Source organism: Nocardioides agariphilus (assembly GCF_015352445.1).
GTDB lineage: Bacteria > Actinomycetota > Actinomycetes > Propionibacteriales > Nocardioidaceae > Nocardioides > Nocardioides agariphilus.
This window is the reverse complement of record NZ_JADKPO010000014.1, coordinates 107,836-124,815: the sequence shown is the minus strand read 5'-3', so window position 1 is coordinate 124,815 and position 16,980 is coordinate 107,836. Positions and strand designations below refer to the sequence as shown.

17 protein-coding genes are annotated in these 16,980 nt (G+C 70.7%); 8 read left to right on the top strand and 9 right to left on the bottom strand.

Translation table 11 applies throughout. From position 1 onward, the window contains the following. Positions 1-235: 235 nt before the first annotated feature. The 3 genes from ISU10_RS24130 to ISU10_RS12285 are packed head-to-tail and all read right to left on the bottom strand — an operon-like array spanning position 236 to position 3,232. Positions 236-1,426 (bottom strand): DUF58 domain-containing protein, encoded by a 1,191-nt coding sequence (locus ISU10_RS24130; protein WP_194696682.1) that lies wholly within the window; start codon positions 1,424-1,426, stop codon positions 236-238. Further along, on the bottom strand, positions 1,419-2,402 hold the full coding sequence (locus tag ISU10_RS12290) for an AAA family ATPase (RefSeq protein WP_442417790.1): 984 nt from the start codon (positions 2,400-2,402) through the stop codon (positions 1,419-1,421). Before ISU10_RS12290 ends, ISU10_RS24130 begins: the two co-directional genes overlap by 8 nt. Next, positions 2,399-3,232 carry an MBL fold metallo-hydrolase gene (locus tag ISU10_RS12285; protein ID WP_194696681.1) on the bottom strand — a complete coding sequence of 278 codons (834 nt, stop codon included), beginning with the start codon at positions 3,230-3,232 and terminating at the stop codon, positions 2,399-2,401. The genes ISU10_RS12290 and ISU10_RS12285 overlap by 4 nt, the downstream gene beginning before the upstream one ends. 33 nt (positions 3,233-3,265) lie before the next feature. Here ISU10_RS12285 and ISU10_RS12280 point away from each other — a divergent pair, with 33 nt between their 5' ends. The 5 genes from ISU10_RS12280 (at position 3,266) to ISU10_RS12260 (ending at position 6,913) form a co-directional block, all read left to right on the top strand. Then, the gene (locus ISU10_RS12280; RefSeq protein WP_194696680.1) at positions 3,266-3,994 is read left to right on the top strand and encodes an SURF1 family protein; all 729 of its coding nucleotides are present in this window, start codon (positions 3,266-3,268) and stop codon (positions 3,992-3,994) included. An 11-nt stretch (positions 3,995-4,005) separates the two neighbouring features. Beyond that, the gene (locus tag ISU10_RS12275) at positions 4,006-4,341 is read left to right on the top strand and encodes a DUF3817 domain-containing protein (RefSeq protein ID WP_194696679.1); all 336 of its coding nucleotides are present in this window, start codon (positions 4,006-4,008) and stop codon (positions 4,339-4,341) included. 5 nt (positions 4,342-4,346) lie between these two features. After that, complete coding sequence (locus tag ISU10_RS12270; protein WP_194696678.1) at positions 4,347-5,177, top strand: patatin-like phospholipase family protein; 831 nt, start codon at positions 4,347-4,349, stop codon at positions 5,175-5,177. Then, positions 5,174-6,259 carry a 1-acyl-sn-glycerol-3-phosphate acyltransferase gene (locus tag ISU10_RS12265; protein WP_194696677.1) on the top strand — a complete coding sequence of 362 codons (1,086 nt, stop codon included), beginning with the start codon at positions 5,174-5,176 and terminating at the stop codon, positions 6,257-6,259. The genes ISU10_RS12270 and ISU10_RS12265 overlap by 4 nt, the downstream gene beginning before the upstream one ends. A gap of 144 nt (positions 6,260-6,403) precedes the next feature. Next, entirely contained in the window at positions 6,404-6,913 is a 510-nt protein-coding gene (locus ISU10_RS12260; RefSeq protein ID WP_194696676.1) for a hypothetical protein, read from the top strand. A gap of 11 nt (positions 6,914-6,924) precedes the next feature. Here ISU10_RS12260 and ISU10_RS12255 read toward each other — a convergent pair whose 3' ends face one another. After that, positions 6,925-7,728, bottom strand: a complete 804-nt coding sequence (locus tag ISU10_RS12255) for a hypothetical protein (protein ID WP_194696675.1) — start codon at positions 7,726-7,728, stop codon at positions 6,925-6,927. 114 nt (positions 7,729-7,842) lie between these two features. On the opposite strand from ISU10_RS12255, the gene ISU10_RS12250 reads away from it, so the two are divergent. Both ISU10_RS12250 and ISU10_RS12245 read left to right on the top strand, forming a co-directional pair. Then, positions 7,843-8,355 carry a peptidylprolyl isomerase gene (locus ISU10_RS12250; protein WP_194696674.1) on the top strand — a complete coding sequence of 171 codons (513 nt, stop codon included), beginning with the start codon at positions 7,843-7,845 and terminating at the stop codon, positions 8,353-8,355. A gap of 33 nt (positions 8,356-8,388) precedes the next feature. Further along, entirely contained in the window at positions 8,389-9,342 is a 954-nt protein-coding gene (locus tag ISU10_RS12245; protein WP_194696673.1) for a rhomboid family intramembrane serine protease, read from the top strand. Between the two features lie 88 nt (positions 9,343-9,430). Here ISU10_RS12245 and ISU10_RS12240 read toward each other — a convergent pair whose 3' ends face one another. Continuing rightward, complete coding sequence (locus ISU10_RS12240; RefSeq protein ID WP_370865263.1) at positions 9,431-9,904, bottom strand: cell division protein CrgA; 474 nt, start codon at positions 9,902-9,904, stop codon at positions 9,431-9,433. Between the two features lie 79 nt (positions 9,905-9,983). On the opposite strand from ISU10_RS12240, the gene ISU10_RS12235 reads away from it, so the two are divergent. Next, the gene (locus tag ISU10_RS12235) at positions 9,984-10,757 is read left to right on the top strand and encodes a DUF881 domain-containing protein (protein ID WP_194696671.1); all 774 of its coding nucleotides are present in this window, start codon (positions 9,984-9,986) and stop codon (positions 10,755-10,757) included. A 9-nt stretch (positions 10,758-10,766) separates the two neighbouring features. Here ISU10_RS12235 and pknB read toward each other — a convergent pair whose 3' ends face one another. From pknB to ISU10_RS12215, 4 genes are all read right to left on the bottom strand, one after another. Continuing rightward, positions 10,767-12,569, bottom strand: coding sequence for a Stk1 family PASTA domain-containing Ser/Thr kinase (gene pknB, locus ISU10_RS12230; protein ID WP_194696670.1), 1,803 nt, complete (start codon positions 12,567-12,569; stop codon positions 10,767-10,769). Further along, positions 12,566-14,038: a peptidoglycan D,D-transpeptidase FtsI family protein gene (locus ISU10_RS12225; RefSeq protein ID WP_194696669.1), complete on the bottom strand. Its 1,473-nt coding sequence runs from the start codon at positions 14,036-14,038 to the stop codon at positions 12,566-12,568. Before ISU10_RS12225 ends, pknB begins: the two co-directional genes overlap by 4 nt. 229 nt (positions 14,039-14,267) lie before the next feature. Continuing rightward, positions 14,268-15,656 (bottom strand): FtsW/RodA/SpoVE family cell cycle protein, encoded by a 1,389-nt coding sequence (locus ISU10_RS12220; protein WP_194696668.1) that lies wholly within the window; start codon positions 15,654-15,656, stop codon positions 14,268-14,270. After that, the gene (locus tag ISU10_RS12215; RefSeq protein WP_194696667.1) at positions 15,653-16,978 is read right to left on the bottom strand and encodes a PP2C family protein-serine/threonine phosphatase; all 1,326 of its coding nucleotides are present in this window, start codon (positions 16,976-16,978) and stop codon (positions 15,653-15,655) included. The genes ISU10_RS12220 and ISU10_RS12215 overlap by 4 nt, the downstream gene beginning before the upstream one ends. Positions 16,979-16,980: the final 2 nt, after the last annotated feature.

The following is a 16,980-nucleotide window of genomic DNA, read 5'->3' as shown; positions in this document are numbered from 1 at the left end:
GACCTCCGCCATCGCCACGGTGTGAACGGAGGCGATCGCGTCGCGGGGTCTCGAGACGGTCGCCAGCGCGACCTCCTCGACCGACGGATGTCCGCTCACCGCGCGACCTCCTCGACCGACGGATGTCCGCTCACCGCGCGACCTCCTCGACCGACGGATGTCCGCTCACCGCGCGACCTCCTCGAGCGACGGTTGTCTGCTCACCGCGCGACCTCCTCGACCATCGACGGGGTGGTCACCGCACGACCTCCGCCATTGCCACGGGCAGCTGGGCGAGCGAGCCGATGGTGATGATCGACCGGCCGGCGTACTCCGCGAGACCGCCCTCTCCACCCACACCCGCCCTCAAGACCCCGGCCCACAGGTCGCTGGGCACGAGGCCGACGACGCGTTGGAGCTCGTCGATGTCGCGCGCGGTGCCGCTGACGACGAACAGCATGCTCGCGTCGTACGCCGCCTGCAGTCCGCGGGCGAGCAGGTCCGGCAGGGGCTCGCCCCCGGACGGCGCGGCCCGGCACAAGGCGTCGAGGGCGTACGTCGGGTCCCCGGTGATGACGGAGCCGCCCGCCGTGTGATCACCACACACCAGGGTCAGGTCGTAGCCGTCGCGGGCGGCCCGCATGGTGATCGAGGCCGCAACCGACAGCGCCAGCTCGAAGTCGTCGGGGTGGGCGTAGGCGTCGGTGCGGGTGTCGACGAGCAGCACCGCCGACGTACGCCGGGAGTCGTGGTACTGCCGCACGAGCAGCTGCCCCGCGCGGGCCGAGGACCGCCAGTGGACGTGACGCAGGTCGTCGCCCGGGACGTACTCGCGCAACGCGTGGAAGGCCAGGTCGCTCATCGAGAGCTGGTCGCTGGCCACGCCCTCGAGGTCGCGCAGCTGACCGACGGGCAGTCCCGCGAGCTCGACGGTGGCCGGCCGGACCAGCAGCTCGACAGCGGCAGCCCAGCTGACCCGGCGCGCGAACAGCCCCACCGGATCCGTGCGCCGGTAGAGCACCGGGCCCACCGTGATCACGCCGCGTCGCGGTGCGGGGACGACGAACGACTGCTCGTGCGTGGCGCCCGCGCGCAGCGTCGGCAACCGCACCCACGGCGTCGCCGTCCCGCTCGGCACCTCGACGACCGGCTTGCCCAAGGAGACCGGCCAGCGGTTCTGCACGCGCAGCCGGCCTTGCACGCCGACGCCGGCGCTCGTGCGGTCCGGGCGCAGCCAGAGCGATGCGCGCACGCTCGAGGGCAGCAGCACCACGACGAGCCCGACGACGACCAGCAGCAGGCACAGCGCCGCGACGACGGCGAGCTCGACGAGTCCGGCGGCCCTCGCCAGGGCCAGCGCGGTCAGCCCCAGCGACACGACCGCCCGGCCCAGCGGCGTGACCCCGCGCCACAGGGCACGGGGAAGCGACAGCAGCCGGTCAGTCACCGCTGCGGTCGACCGGCGGCGGCACCTGCTCGAGCAGACCGGCGACCACGTCGGCGACCTGGACGCCGCCGAACTGGGCCTGCGCGTCGAGCAGCAGGCGGTGGCCCAGTACCGGCTCGGCGAGGGTCGCGATGTCGTGGGGGACCACGTGGGCCCGCCCGTCGGAGGCCGCCCAGCTCTTGGCCGCACGTACCCACGCCAGGCAGCCGCGGGCCGACAGCCCCATCTTCACCTGGGGCAGGGCGCGGGAGGCCTCGGCGAGCTCGCGCACGTAGCGGACGATCGAGCGGTCGACGTACACCTCGTCGGCCATCGCGATCATCCGGGCCACGTCGTCGCGGCTGACCACCGGGGACAGCAGCGCCGCGCGGTCGCGCACCGACGAGTTGAGCAGCAGCTGCTCGGTCGACTCGGCATCGGGGTAGCCGACCGAGGTCTTGAACAGGAACCGGTCCAGCTGCGCCTCGGGCAGGCGGTAGGTGCCGGCCTGCTCGATGGGGTTCTGCGTGGCGATCACCATGAACGGGCGAGGTACGTCGTGGGTGACGCCGTCGACCGTGACATGGCCCTCCTCCATCACCTCCAGCAGCGCGGCCTGGGTCTTGGGGGAGGCGCGGTTGATCTCGTCGGCGAGCACGATGTCGTGGAAGATCGGGCCGGGGTGGAACTCGAAGCTGCCGCGGTGCTGGTCATAGACCGTCACGCCGGTGACGTCGGTCGGCAGCAGGTCGGGGGTGAACTGGATGCGGGCGTGCGAGCCCTCGACGGTGTTGGCCAAGGCCCGCGCGAGCATCGTCTTGCCGGTGCCGGGCAGGTCCTCCAGCAGCAGGTGACCCTCCGACATCAGGCAGGTCAGCGTCAGCCGGATCACGTGGTCCTTGCCCAGCACGGCCCGGCCGATCGAGTCCGCCATCGTGGTGAACGCCGCCTGGAAGCGGGTGGCCCAGTCGGGTGTCGTGCCGGCGGTGATGGTCACGCGAAGCGGTCCAGGTCGGCGGCCGCATGGGCGCAGAAGACGTCGATGTCTCCGGTGTGGGCAGAGCGCAGCTCTCGGACCCGCTCGAGGTTGCGCATCCGCTGGCCGTGGTCGACGGCCATGAGTCGCTGGAAGATCGCCAACCCTGGCGCGCACGCCGGAGGGTCGTGGGCCTCGCGGTGGTCGAAGAACGCATCGCCTGCGTGGAACAGCCAGCCGGCGTCGCCCGGTCGGCGTACGGCGACCCCGCAGTGTCCGCGCGTATGTCCGTGCAGCGGCACGAGGACCACGTCGTCGGCCCCGTTGGTGTCCAGCGCGGTGACCGCCCCGAAGCCCTCCCACTGGTCGCCGGCATCGGCCAGCACCCGCCACTTCGGGCCGTGGGCCCACATCGCCTTGCGGTAGCGGGACCGTTCGCGCAGTGTCGGGTGGGTCGCGGCGTCGAGCTCGGCACCGAACACGTGCACCGTCGCCTGCGGGAAGTCGCCGAGCCCGCCGACGTGGTCGAAGTCCATGTGCGTCAGCACGATGTCGGTCACATCGCGAGGGTCGTGACCCATCGCCCGCAACTGCCCGATCGCGGTCTCGGCCGGGTCGAGGGCCGGGCGCAGGAGCTGTCGCGAGCTGTAGGTCATCCGGCCGGGCTCGCGGCGTACGTCGCCCATGCCGAAGCCGGTGTCGACGAGCAGCAGTCCCTCGGACCGCTCGACGAGGAGGCAGTGGGCCACGATGCGTCGCGGCGCCAGCCGCTCGCCGAAGGTCACCGCGAGGCTCATGGTTCCGCAGTTGAGGTGGTGGATGGCCCCTGGCCGTCGATCCGGGCCGCTCATGTCCGCACTCTAGAACCTCCCTATCCTGCAAGGGTGTCCGCGGCTCGAGCGTTGCTGGCGCCGCGCTACTGGGGCTACCACCTCGTCGTGGTCGCGGCGCTAGTCGTGGCGGGCTGGCTGGGACTGTGGCAGTACCACGGCTGGCAGGAACGCCGCGCGGCCGAGGCCCGCGACCTGACGGAGGTCGCGCCGATCGCCCTGGCCGATGCCATCGGCCCTGACGACCCGTTCCCGGGACAGTACGTCGGACAGCCTGTGTCCTTCGAAGGCGCGTGGGTCACCGGCGCGACGGTCTACGTCTCCGGCCGCGAGCACGACAGCGTCGACGGCTACTGGGTCGTCGATCCCGTCCGGATCGGGCAGTCCCTGCTGCCCGTCGTGCGCGGCTGGACCGCCTCGACCGCGGGCGCACCTCCCGCCTCCGGGACCGCCGACTTCGTGGGGTGGCTCCAGCCCCCCGAGGGCACCGGTGCGGTCGACGACGACCCCGGCGACGACGTACTTCCCCAGCTGCGGGTGGCCGACTTGGCCCAGCGGTTCGACGAGGACCTCTACGGCGCCTACGTCGTGCTGCGCGACCCGCCGCCGGGGCTGGAGCAAGCAGACCTCGACCAGCTGCCGCCGGCCGGTCGTCTGACCGCGGTGCGCAACCTGCTCTACGCCTTCGAGTGGTGGTTCTTCGGGCTGTTCGCGCTGTTCGTGTGGTGGCGCTGGGCGCGCGAGGAGCTGGACCCGGCGGCCGCCGCTGGGGACGGTCGATAGGGTCGCTGAACGTGAGCCGCCTCTTCACCAGCTACCGCGTGCTGGCCTTCGTCGTGGGCGTGCTGCTCGCCTTCTGCTCGCTCGTGGCGCTGCCGCTGAAGTACCTCGCGACCGAGGGCGGTGACCTCCAGCGGTTCGGTGAGAGTGCGAGCATCATGTGGGTCGCGCACGGCTGGGTCTTCATGATCTACGTCGTGATCACGTTCTTGCTGTCGAGACGAGCCGGCTGGAGCGCGCCGTTCACCGTCTTGACGCTGGCTGCCGGACTGATCCCGCTGATCATCTTCTGGGTCGAGCGCCGCGTCGTGGCGAAGGTCCGCGCCGAGCACCCCGAGCTGGCGGGCTAGTCACCATGACCACCGCGTTCGTGCTCGGCGGCGGTGGCGTGCTGGGCGCGGTCGAGGTGGGCATGCTCCAGGCGCTCTTCGAGCGAGGGGTCACCCCCGACCTCATCCTGGGCACCTCCGTCGGTGCCCTCAACGGTGCGATGGTCGCGCGCGACCCGTCGGCCGCGGTGGTCGCGCGGCTGACCGAGCTGTGGCAGCAGGTCGCGGCAGGCCGCGAGGTGTACGGCGACCGGGCGCTGCGCACGGTTCGGCGGGCCATGTCGACCGGCACCCACATCTACTCCTCGGGCCCGATGCGGCGCAGGCTCGAGGACGAGTTCGGCGACACGACGTTCGAGGACCTCCCGGTCCGGTTCCAGGTGTGCGCGGCCAGCATCGAACGCGCGGCGGAGCACTGGTTCTCCTCGGGGCCGCTCGTGCCCGCGGTGGTCGCCAGCGCCGCCGTACCCGGTCTGCTGCCGCCGGCCAGGGTCGGCGACGAGCACTTCCTCGACGGCGGCATCGTCAACTCGATCCCGCTCGGCCGGGCGGTCGCGCTGGGCGCCGACGAGATCTACGTGCTGCAGGTCGGTCGCATCGACCGCCCCCTGCAGGTCCCGCGCCGGCCGTGGGACGTGGCGCGGGTGTCCTTCGAGATCGCCCGCCGGCACCGGTTCGCCCGCGAGCTCTCGGAGGTGCCCGACGGCGTGGTCGTCCACGTGCTGCCCGCGCGAGGTACGTCGGCGCGCGACGACTCGCTGCGCGGCCACCGCGACTTCACCTCGGTGATCACGCGGATCGAGCAGACCTACGAGGCGAGCCTGGACTATCTCGACCAGCACGGAGTACGACGTTGACGGCGGCCAGCCGTCGCGCGTCCTGGTCGGGGCGTCAGCTGCGACGGCTGGTCACGGCGCCGGCCGTCTTGCTGGTGACGCTGCTGATCGCGGTGAGCCTGCCGCTGTGGCTGGTGGGCGCCGCGGCGCTCTCGCCGATCATCCCGGGGCGCTGGCGGCCGCTGCGTGTGCTGTGGGTGTTCATCCTCTACCTGGTGATCGAGAGCCTGCTGCTGGTCGTGCTCTTCGGGCTGTGGGTCTCCTCGGGGTTCGGGCGGCGCATCCGCACGCCGTACTACGAGGGCATCCACTACGACCTGGTCGAGGGCGTGCTGTGGGTGTTCTTCCGCGAGGCGCGACGGGTGCTCAACATCCGGATCGAGAGCGCCGGACCCACACCCGATGCCCACCCCGGCAAGCCGCTGCTGGTCTGCTGCCGGCATGCCGGGCCCGGCGACTCCTTCACCCTGATCTACGCACTGATGCACTGGTATGACCGGGAGCCCCGGGTCGTGCTCAAGGACACGCTCGCCTGGGACCCGGCCATCGACGTGCTCCTGCACCGGATCCCGGCGCGGTTCATCTCGCCCAACCCCAAGAAGATGACGGGTGCTGGTGGCGACGACGTCGAGGCGCAGATCGCCGAGCTCGCCACCGGCCTCGACGCCAACGACGCGTTCGTGATCTTCCCCGAGGGCGGCAACTTCACGCCCCGCCGCCGCGAGCGGGCCATCGAGCGGCTCCGCAAGGTCGGCATGCACCGGATGGCCGAGCGGGCCGAGGCGATGACCAACGTGCTCGCCCCACGGCCCGGCGGGTTCCTGGCCGCACTCGCGGCGGCGCCCGAGGCCGACGTGGTGCTGGTCGCCCACACCGGGATGGACCACATGCTCACCGTCGGTGACGTCTGGCGCGAGCTGCCGATGGACAAGCGCCTGCTGATGCAGTGGTGGCAGGTGCCGCGCGCCGAGATCCCCGAAGGCCGAGACGCCCAGATCGAGTGGCTCTTCGGCTGGTGGGAGCGCGTCGACCAGTGGATCGAGGAGAACCGCCCCGCCGACCTGGCCCCTCGCTGGCGGCGTCGTAGTCGCAGCGCTGCTTGACGGAAGGCCTCGCGAGACCTCGCGAGACCTCGCAAGACCGAGGGAACCGTTCCCGCCTGGCCTGCGTAAGCAGCACGACATCAGCGATACGACACGCCTGCCCAGCGGTATCTGCCGGACGGCGGGCCAGCAAGGAGCACCACCATGGACGCGATGAGCCAGTACGTCGCCAGGGCCACGATCGAGGCGAAGCTCGCCGACGCGCGGGACCGGCAGGCGGGCCGCCTGATCCAGAAGCAACGACGCGCCGAGCGGCTTCGTCGGTGGCGCCTGGCCGTCACCGCCCGGTGGCAGCGGTTCGTCGACGACGGACCGGAGATGGGCTCCTGGCGCCTGGTCGCCGCGCCGACGCGGCCCTCGGTCACACCGACGATCGAGCTGGCCCAGCTGCTCGACGCGGCCGCTCACCACATCGAGCAACGAGGCACCGCGGCCGAGCGCCGCCTGCTCGAGGCGATGGCCGAGGTGGTCGCGCGCACGGCTCCCGGCACGTCCGCCGCGCTCGTGGACCCCGACGGCAGCGAGGCCGCGCGGCTGCGGGCATTCGGCGTCGCGCACGGGCACGTGTTCGACGTACTCGGCCCGCGCGAGCACGCCTGGCTGCTGGAGATCCTCGAGGACAACGACCTGGAGCAGCCAGGCCGGGTGGCCTGAGCCTGAGCGGGCTACTTCTTCTTGGAGGCGTTCTCCTCGACCTCGACCACGTCGGCCGGGTCGTCGGGAGTGGTGACCTCGTGGGGCTCCTCGGCGGCGTCGGCGATCGCCTCGCCGGGGGTGGCGCCGCCGGGATCGTCGGTGGCTTCGTCAGCGGAGTGCCCAGGAGCGTGTGTGGCCATCGGGTCGTCGGTGGCGATCGGCTCGTCGGGACCGACGCCCGGTGCCAGGTGGGCGCCTCCGGCGAAGGTGGCCCCTGTCGTCGTGTCTGCGGTCGAGCCCGTGGTCGAGCTGGTCGTCGAGCTCGTCGTACCGGCCGAGGGCGGCGGCGTGTAGGACGACTGCCAGTTGTCGGCCTGTGCGTTGGAGCGCATCTTGTTGTAGACGAAGCCGGCAGCTGCCGCGAGGCTGCCGAAGAGCACGAGCTTGCGCAGCTTGCGGCCCTTCTTCTTCGGCGGCTCGCTCTTGATCTCGGCGACCTTGGCGGCAGCCATGTCACGCCCCGAGGCGGCGAGCTCCGCGGCGCTCGCTGCGCCCGCAGCAGCGGCGGACTTCGCCTTGGGGATGGCGACCTCCTTGGTCGCCTCGGCGATCTCGCCGGCCAGGAGCTTGGTCTCGGCCAGCAGCGGGCCGGCCTTGCTCTTGGTGTCGTGGGCCAGGTCCTTGACCTGGTCGCGTGCGGTCGTGAGGGCGTTCTCGATGACGGGGAGGGCGGCGTCGACGGCGTCACTCGCCGAGTCGACGGCCCGATCGATGAGGGACTTCTTCTTGCGCAGCATGGGAGGGCCTTCTCTCCAGTCGGTTGCTTCGATCATGCCGCACATCCCCAACGGCGGGCGAGCGCCCTTAGGGGTGGACGGAGACGGATGCGCTGGGGTGACATGGCAGGATCGGCAGCGCAACCCGACCGCTCACCCGAAAAGGTAGTTATGGCTGACCTCCAAGCCGTCTTGAAGACCAACCGCGGCGACATCACCCTCAACCTGTTGCCCAACCACGCTCCCGAGACCGTCGACAACTTCGTCGGGCTCGCCGAGGGCACCAAGGACTACAACTCCGGCAACGGGCGCTCCGGGCCCTTCTACGACGGGCTCGGCTTCCACCGCGTCATCGGCGGGTTCATGATCCAGGGCGGCTGCCCGCTCGGCACCGGCACCGGTGGCCCGGGCTACACCTTCAAGGACGAGCCCCACCCCGAGCTGACCTTCGACAAGCCCTACCTGCTGGCGATGGCCAACGCCGGGCCGGGCACCAACGGCTCGCAGTTCTTCATCACCCTGGGCCCGACTACCTGGCTGAACTTCAAGCACACCATCTTCGGCGAGGTGGCCGACCAGGCCTCGCGCGACGTCGTCGACGCCATCGGCACCACCGCGACCGGTTCCGGCGACCGCCCGGTCGAGCCCGTGGTGATCGAGTCGGTCGAGATCAAGCGCGACTAGCCGTCCCCGAACAAGCCGACCGAGTAGCCGACCATGTCCGAGCCCGCGCCCGGTACGCCGACGGGCGAGGTCCCGACCTGCTACCGGCACCCCGGTCGCGAGGCCTACATCAGGTGTCAGCGCTGCGGCCGGGTGATCTGCCCCGACTGCATGCGGGACTCGCCCGTCGGCTTCCAGTGCCCTGAGTGCGTCAAGGAGGGCGCGCGCACGACGCGCAGCGGCCGCACGGCCTACGGCGGCTTGCGTCCCACCAACGCCGCCATCACCTCGATGGTGATCATCGGGCTCAACGCGGCGGTGTGGCTGGCGATCATGGCCACCGGCGGTCGTGGCAGCTCGCTGGTCGAACGGCTCTCCCTGATCCCGCTCGGGCGGTGCGTCTCCGAGCGGGCCAGCGGCGCCTACTACCCGAGCGTGCACACCGAGCTCGTCTGCTCCACCAGCACGCGCGGGGACGGGACCTGGATGCCGGGTGTCGCCGACGGCGCCTACTGGCAGCTGCTCACCTCGGCGTTCACGCACGTGGAGTTCTGGCACATCGGCTTCAACATGCTCGCGCTCTGGGTCCTCGGCCCGCAGCTCGAGGTGGCGATCGGCCGGGCCCGCTTCATCGCGCTCTACCTGATCTCGGCGCTGGCCGGCTCCACCTTGGTCTACTGGGCGAGCAACGAGTACGGCTCGACCCTCGGCGCCTCCGGAGCAGTCTTCGGCCTGATGGGCGCCCTGCTGGTGATCGCCTTCAAGGTCAAGGCCGACTACTCGCAGATCCTGATGTGGATCGGCATCAACGCGGTGCTGACCTTCACCTTCTCCGGCATCTCCTGGCAAGGACACGTCGGCGGCTTCCTCGGCGGCGTCGTGGTCGCCGCGATCTTGGCCTACGCGCCCCGCCAGCGCCGTACGCAGGTGCAACTGGTCGGTCTCACGGTCGTGACCGTGCTGCTGCTGGTCGCGATCGTCGCGCGCACGGCTTCCCTCACCGCCTGAGCCCGGGCCGAGTTATCCCCACTGTGGACAAGCCCTGGGGATAACTACACGCGTGTAGTTCTCCCCAGGTTCATCCCCAGCTGTGGACTCACTCCCAGCGGGTGGCGTAGGAGAAGCCGACGGCCATGAACGCGATGCCGACCATCAGGTTGTACTGGCCGAGGTCGTTGAAGACCGGGATCTTGTCGAGGTGGGTGCCGGTGAACACGTAGTACGTGCAGATCCAGATCAGCCCGATCAGGAAGCAGCTCAGCATGGTGATGACCACGCCGCGGTTGCGTCCGAGCGGCGTGGAGGGGTGGGCGGCGACGAAGAGCCCGACCATCACCGCGCCCAGGCCGATGGCGTAGTTCCAGTTCTTCAGGTCTGCCATGAACCCGGGCTGGCCCGGCTTCGGCTCGGGAAAGACGGTGGGGTCGACCCGCACGGCCAGGTAGTAGTAGGCGATCCAGGCGACACCGAGGACGACCAGCACCAGGGCTGCGATGAACCGCGGGGTGAGCATCGGTCCCCGCTGGGGGTCGAGGAAGCCCGACGACTTGGACCTGGACAGGGAACGCACGGGCTTGCTCCTCGACTGCGGGGCCATGGGATGAACCGGCCGAGCGGCTGGTACGACGACGGCGGCTACCTTAGTCGCCATGACCGAGGCGCCCCACGAGAGCCCCGGTCCCGGCGACCGCCGGCGGCCGCTGGGATGGCGGCTGGCGACCCCCCTGGCCGTGCTGCTGTGCGGGGCGTTGTTCGCAGTGAGTGCGCTCAACAGCGGGGGCACCGACCTGCGCCCGGGCCGCTACATCAACCTCACCGACTTCGTGCGCACCGAGAGCCGCGAGTACGACGCGCTGCGCGAGCGGGTCGCCCAGCTGACCGACGACGTGGAGCGGCTCACCGGTCAGGTCGACGACGCCGACGTACGCCGGCTGCGTGCGCAGGCACACTCGCTGGAGCGTCCGGCTGGTCTCGAGGATGTCAGCGGCGCCGGCATCACCGTGGTCCTCACCGACTCACCGACCGATGTCGCCGAGTCGAGCCAGCGCGACCCGAACCGCCTGGTCGTCCACCAGCAGGACATCCAGGCCGTGGTCAACGCGGTGTGGATCGGCGGTGCCGTCGCGGTCACCATCCAGGGGCAGCGGGTGGTCAGCACGACCGGCATCAAGTGCATCGGCAACAGCGTGCAGATCCAGGGCGTGCCATATCCGCAGCCCTACACGATCTCCGCGGTCGGCGACCCGACCTCGATCGCGGCGGCGATCGCCTCCGACAGCTACCTCGCGCTCTACCGCAGTGACGCGGCCGAGCCCGACATCGCGGTCGGCTGGGAGGAGAAGGTCGAGGACCTCCTCACGGCACCGGCCTACGACGGCCTGCTCGACCGGTCCTACGCCGAGCCGCTGAAGACCGACGGCTGACCGGGCGGGCTACGGCGTCGGTGGCACGCTCGGGCTCGCGGTGCCCGTGTCGGTCGGGCTCTCGGTCGGCGACGGCGTCTGCGTGGGCTCCTCGTAGGTCGAGACCACGATCGTCACCTTCGAGCCCTTGGGCTGGGTCTCACCCGCGTCGGGAACCTGCTGGATGACGGTGCCCTTCGGCTCGGTGGTGTCGCCGGACTGCACCACGACCGGGTCGAACCCGGCAGCGCGCACCATCTGCTCGGCCTGCTCCTGGGTCAGCCCGACGACGTCGGGGACCTTCTCGGGGCCGTCGGAGACCACGACGGTGACCTTCGAGCCTTCCGGCACCTGCTCCCCGGCGGCCGGCCGCGACTCGACGACCTGTCCCTTGGGTTCGTCGGAGTCGATCTCCTCGAAGACCGGGACCAGCTTGGCCTGCTCGAGCGTGGCGCGCGCCTCCGACCGGCTCTGGCCCACGAGCGAGGGCACCGAGGTCATCGGCTTGCCGGTCGAGACCGTGATGGTGACGGTCGTCCCCGGATCCACGAACGTGTCGCGGTTGGGGTCCTGGCTGATCACCTTGTCCTTGGCGACATCGGGATCCGCGACGTACTCCGGCTGGCCGACGCTGAGGCCGGCATCGCCGATCGCCGCGCGGGCCTGGGCCTCGGTCATGCCGATCAGGTCGGGCACCTGCACCTGTTGTGGTGCCTCGTCGAAGAGCTTGGGCAACAACAGGGCCGCGCCGATGATCAGCGCCACGAGCAGCGCGCCGAGGAAGACGAACAAGCCGGTGCGGTTGCCGTCGCGGTCGTCGTCGTAGGGCTCCTGCTCGCCCGGCACCGGGTAGGTCGTGATGGTCGACTGGGTGGCCTCACCGGGGGAGTACGGCGTCACGACAGTGGTCGGCGGCCCCGGCGGCCCCGGCGGCAGCGGGGGCGCGGTGGCCCGGACGGGGTGGCCGGCCAGGTAGCGCTCGATGTCGGCGCGCATCGCGGCCGCCGACTGGTAGCGGTCCTCGACCCGCTTGGCCAGCGACTTCATCACGATCGTGTCGATCTCGGGGGACAAGGCGGTGTCGTGGTCCGACGGCGGCACGGCAGGCTCGCGCACGTGCTGGTAGGCCACGGCCACGGGGCTGTCGCCCACGAAGGGCGGCCGTCCGGTGAGCAGCTCGTAGAGCAGGCAGCCGGCCGAGTAGACGTCGCTGCGCGAGTCGACGGTCTCGCCGCGGGCCTGCTCGGGCGAGAGGTACTGCGCGGTGCCGACCACCGCTGCGGTCTGGGTCATCGAGGAGGACGCGTCGGAGATCGCGCGAGCGATGCCGAAGTCCATCACCTTCACATCGCCGCTGGGCGTGAGCATCACGTTGCCGGGCTTGATGTCGCGGTGGATGATGCCGGCCCGGTGGCTGTAGTCGAGCGCCGACAGCACGCCGGAGGTGATCTCGAGGGCTCGCTCGGGCAGGATCTTGCGTCCCTCGCGCAGGATGTCGCGCAGGGTCCGGCCGGCGACGTACTCCATCACGATGTAGGGCTGGCTGATCCCCGAGCCGTCGGAGGCGAGCTCCTCGCCAGTGTCGTAGACGGCCACGATCGCCGGGTGGTTCAGGGAGGCCGACGACTGGGCCTCGCGACGGAAGCGGGCCTGGAAGGTCGCGTCGCTGGCCAGGTCGGTGCGCAGCCGCTTGACCGCGACGACGCGACCGAGCCGGGTGTCGGTGCCCTTGCGCACCTCGGCCATCCCGCCACGGCCGAGCAGCTCCCCGAGCTCGTAGCGACCCCCGATGAGGGTCGGCCCCGAGGGGTTGTGGGGTCCGGACTGGCTCATCTGATCACTGCCTCCATCACGGCCTTGGCGATAGGCCCACCGAGGGCCCCGCCGGCGATCTCGCTGGTGTCCTTGCCCGGCACGCTCTCGATCATCACCGCAACCGCGACCTGTGGGTCGTCGGCGGGTGCGAACGAGACGAACCATGCGTACGGCGGCTTGCCGGGTACGCCGCTCTGCGCGGTGCCGGTCTTGCCCGCCACCTCGATGCCGTCGATACGCGCGTCGTCGGCGGTGCCCTCGTTGACCGTGGCCACCATCAGCTTGGTGAGCTCGTTGGCCGTGGTCGGGGAGACGGCATCGTGCAAGGGAGTGGTGGTGGTCTTGTCGAGGATGTCGAGGTCGGCCGACTGCACCTCGTCGACGAGGTAGGGCTTCATCACCGTGCCGCCGTTGGCGATGCCGGCTGCCACCATCGCCATCTGCAGCGGCGTCGCGCGCACCTCGAACTGCCCGAAGCCCGTCTGCCCGGTCTGCGGCTTGTCGGTGCCCGTGGGGTAGACCGAGACGGCCTGCGGGCCGAGGTCGTCGAGGTAGTGCTCGTTGAAGCCGAACGCCTCGGCCTGCTTCTGCATCGCCTCGGCACCGACCTCGATGGCCAGCTGGGCGAAGGTGGTGTTGCACGACCACTCCATCGCCACCTCGAACGGGATCCGCTTGGGGTTGCACTGGCTGCGGCCCTCGTTGTCGACCAGGCCGGTCTCGCCGCTGGTCAGCGGCAGCTGGTAGGTCGCCCCGGCCGGCACCATCGACGACGCGTCGTAGTTGCCGCTCTCGATCGCGGCGGCGGCGGTGACGAGCTTGAACGTCGAGCCCGGAGGCAGCGTGGTCTGGATCGCGCGGTTGAGCAGCGGCTTGGCCGGGTCCTGGTTGAGGCGGTCGTAGTTCTCCGAGACCGACGCGAAGTCGTGGGAGGCCAGCACGTTGGGGTCGTAGGTCGGCAGCGAGACGTTGGCCAGGATCTGACCGGTGGTCGGGTTGATCGCGACCACGGCGCCCTGCACGTCCTCGCCCAGCGCGCGCAGTCCGTCGTAGGCCGCCTTCTGCGCCTTGGGGTCGAGGGTCAGCGAGACCCGTCCGCCCTTGGTGTTGTTGCCGTTGACCAGGTCGACCAGCCTTGTGACGAACAGCCGCGAGTCGTCGCCGGAGAGTACGTCGTTCTGGGTCTGCTCGATGCCGGTCTGGGAGTAGTAGGAGAACCAGCCGGTCACGGGCGCGTAGCGAAACGGCGTCGGGTAGGTGCGCTGGAACTTGTACGCGTCGTCGGACTTCACGCTCAGCGCGACCGTCTCGCCGTCGACCAGGATCGGCCCGCGCTCGCGCGAGAACGCCTCCTGGATGATCCGCCGGTTGCGGCCGTCCTTGTTGAGCGCGTCGGCCTGCCAGTACTGCAGGTACGTCGCGTTGGCCATCAGCGCGATGAACAGGAGCATGCAGAACAGCGAGATGGTGCGGATCGGCTTGTTCATGCCAGACCCCACCCGTTGGTCTCGAGACCCCGCTCGTTGGTCGAGGAAGGCGCGCTGGCGAGACCCCGCACGTTGGTCGAGGAAGGCGCGCTAGCGCCTGTCTCGAGACCCCGCACGCTGGTCGAGGAAGGCGCGCTAGCGCCTGTCTCGAGACCCGGTGAGGGGTCAGCGGTCCTGTGCAGAGGTCTCGAGACGGTCGCTGCGCGACCTCCTCGACCAACAGCAGGCGTCATGCCATCTTCACCACCTGGGTGGCCTCCTGGTCGGCGTCGTCCTCGGTGGACAGCGTCGGCGCGGGCCGGCGGGCGTAGTCGGAGATGCGCAGCAACAAGGCGATCAGTACCCAGTTCGCGACCAGTGACGAGCCGCCGTAGGAGAGGAAGGGAGTGGTCAGGCCGGTCAGCGGGATCAGGCGGGTCACGCCGCCGATGACGACGAACACCTGGAGCGCGACGACGCCGGCCAGGCCGACGGCGACCAGCTTGCCGAACCCGTCACGGCAGATCAGCGAGGCTCGCAGCGCGCGTTCGACGATCAGGCCGTAGAGCAGGATCACCGCGATCACGCCGGTCAGCCCCAGCTCCTCGCCGAGCGCCCCCATGATGAAGTCGGACTCCGCGCGCGGGATGCGCTCGGGCATCCCCAGCCCGAGGCCGCGTCCGAGCAGGCCGCCCCACCCCATCCCGAACATCGACTCCACGAGCTGGAAGCTGGTGGCCCCCTGCGCGTCGGAGTAGTAGTCGAACGGGTGCAGCCAGGTGTCGACCCGCACGCGCACGTGGGGCTCGAACCGGTAGGCCATCAGGGCGCCGCCGATGAACAGGCCGGTGCCGAGCACCAGCCAGCCGGCGCGCTCGGTGGAGACGTAGAGCATGATCAGGAACAGCCCGAAGAACAGCAGGCTCGAGCCCAGGTCGGTCTGGAAGACCAGGATCCCGAGACTGACCAGCCACATCAGCAGGATCGGTCCCAGGTCGCGCCCGCGCGGCAGGTCGACGAAGAGGACCCGGCGCCCGGCCAGGGCCAGCGCGTCGCGGTGCAGCACCAGGTAGCCGGCGAAGGTGACCACCAACAGCAGCTTGGCGATCTCACCGGGCTGGAAGCTGAACGGGCCGAGGTGGATCCAGATCCGGGCGCCGTTGATCTCGGTGCCCAGCCCGGGAACCATCGGCAGGAGCAGCAAGATGATGGCGAGCAGTCCGCTGGTGTAGGTGAACCGCTGCAGCACCCGGTGGTCGCGCAGCACCAGGAGCGCGATCACGAACAGCGCGACGCCCAGGCTCATCCAGGTCAGCTGTTGGCGGGCGAACGTCGTGTCCTCGGCGAGGTCGAGCCGGTAGATGACCGCGAGGCCCAAGCCGTTGAGGGCGGCCACGACCGGCAGCAGGACCGGGTCGGCGTACGGCGCCACGAACCGCACCACCAGATGGGCGATGACGACCAGCGCGGCCAGCCAGCCGCCGTAGGTGATCAGGTCGGTGGGTACCTCGCCGTCGACACCCAGACCCACCGCGGCGTAGGCGCCCACGCCGACGGCCAGGGCGAGCACCAGCAAGAACAGCTCCGCGCCCCGCCTGCGGCGGTGCACGAACTCCATGATCATCCCCGCCTGGCTCATGGCGTCTCCGTGGGAGCGCCGGTCCCGGCGGTCGAGTCGGTCTGGTCGGTCGAGCTTGTCGAGACCCCCTCGTCGACCGACTGGTTGGCAGCGAGGCGGTCGACGGCGCGCTTGGCGTCGGCGAGGCTGGAGGCGTCGATGCCCTCGCGGACCGTCGAGGCGTCGTAGTCGGAGAGCCGGTCGAGGCTGACGTTGGTGGTCTCGTAGGGACGCGAGAGACTCACGCCCGGCAGGTCGGCGTTGAGGCCGCGGAAGATCGTGACGGAGCCGTCGTGCTCGCCGACGTAGTACTGCTGCTGGCTCCAGGAGTAGGCGGCAGCGCCACCCATCCAGACCACGCCGAGGACCGCCACGCCGGCGAGCACGCGGCGGGTGACGACGTAGCGGCGCGGTGGGCGCGGCGCGTAGCGCGCCTCCTCGGGGTCGACGGGGTCCGACTCGATCGCGTAGGGCAGCGAGTCGGGGATCTCGGCGCGCACCGGCTCGAGCTCGCCGGTGTCGCCGCTGCGGTGTCCGCGGAACAGGTGCGGCCTGGTCGGCACCACGCGCCTCTTGAGATCCGCCGCCGCGCCGACCAGCAGCGGCGTCTGGTCGAGCAGCTCGACGTCTTCGCCCACAACGTCGGCCACCAGGCACGTGACGTTGTCGGTGGTGCCGGCATCGAGGCTGGCGCGCACCAGCTCGACGGCCGCGTAGTCGGGCGTGCCCATGGAGAGGATGTCGGCGAGCCGCCCGTCGTTGAGCACTCCGCTCGCGCCGTCGCTGCACAGCAGCACGCGGTCGCCGGGCTCGAGCTCGACGTCGAAGAGGTCGGCGTCGATGTCGTGCACGCCGTCGACCGCGCGCAGGATCAGGTTGCGGTGCGGGTGGGTGCGGGACTCCTCCTCGGTGATGCGCCCCTCGTCGATGAGGCTCTGCACGAAGGTGTGGTCCTTGGTGAGCTGGCGGATCGCGTCACCACGGAAGAGGTAGGCCCGGCTGTCGCCGACGTGGCCGAAGGTCAGCCTTTCCCCGTCGAAGAGCGCCATGGTGGCGGTGGTGCTGGTGCCGCTCAGCGACGGGTCGTCATCGACCAGCTCGGCGATGCGGTCGTTGGCACGATGCAGCGCGCCGGCGACGGCGGTCCTCATCTCACCGTTGGGCTTGGCGTCGAGCTTGCGCAGCTGGCCGATCGCGGTGCTCGAGGCCAGGTCGCCCCGGACCGCACCGCCGACCCCGTCGCAGACCGCGAGCATCCAGGGTCCGGCGTACCCGGAGTCCTGGTTGTCCTTGCGCACCCGGCCCACGTCGGAGATCGCGGCGTAGCGCAGACGGAACGTCATCG

Coding starts and splice junctions, on each gene's coding strand:
- ISU10_RS12285 (WP_194696681.1), bottom strand. CDS start 3,232: ATGAGCGGCCCGGATCGACGGCCAGGGGCCATCCACCACCTCAACTGC.
- ISU10_RS12270 (WP_194696678.1), top strand. CDS start 4,347: ATGACCACCGCGTTCGTGCTCGGCGGCGGTGGCGTGCTGGGCGCGGTC.
- ISU10_RS12260 (WP_194696676.1), top strand. CDS start 6,404: ATGGACGCGATGAGCCAGTACGTCGCCAGGGCCACGATCGAGGCGAAG.
- ISU10_RS12255 (WP_194696675.1), bottom strand. CDS start 7,728: ATGATCGAAGCAACCGACTGGAGAGAAGGCCCTCCCATGCTGCGCAAG.
- ISU10_RS12250 (WP_194696674.1), top strand. CDS start 7,843: ATGGCTGACCTCCAAGCCGTCTTGAAGACCAACCGCGGCGACATCACC.
- ISU10_RS12245 (WP_194696673.1), top strand. CDS start 8,389: ATGTCCGAGCCCGCGCCCGGTACGCCGACGGGCGAGGTCCCGACCTGC.
- ISU10_RS12235 (WP_194696671.1), top strand. CDS start 9,984: ATGACCGAGGCGCCCCACGAGAGCCCCGGTCCCGGCGACCGCCGGCGG.
- pknB (WP_194696670.1), bottom strand. CDS start 12,569: ATGAGCCAGTCCGGACCCCACAACCCCTCGGGGCCGACCCTCATCGGG.
- ISU10_RS12225 (WP_194696669.1), bottom strand. CDS start 14,038: ATGAACAAGCCGATCCGCACCATCTCGCTGTTCTGCATGCTCCTGTTC.
- ISU10_RS12220 (WP_194696668.1), bottom strand. CDS start 15,656: ATGAGCCAGGCGGGGATGATCATGGAGTTCGTGCACCGCCGCAGGCGG.
- ISU10_RS12215 (WP_194696667.1), bottom strand. CDS start 16,978: ATGACGTTCCGTCTGCGCTACGCCGCGATCTCCGACGTGGGCCGGGTG.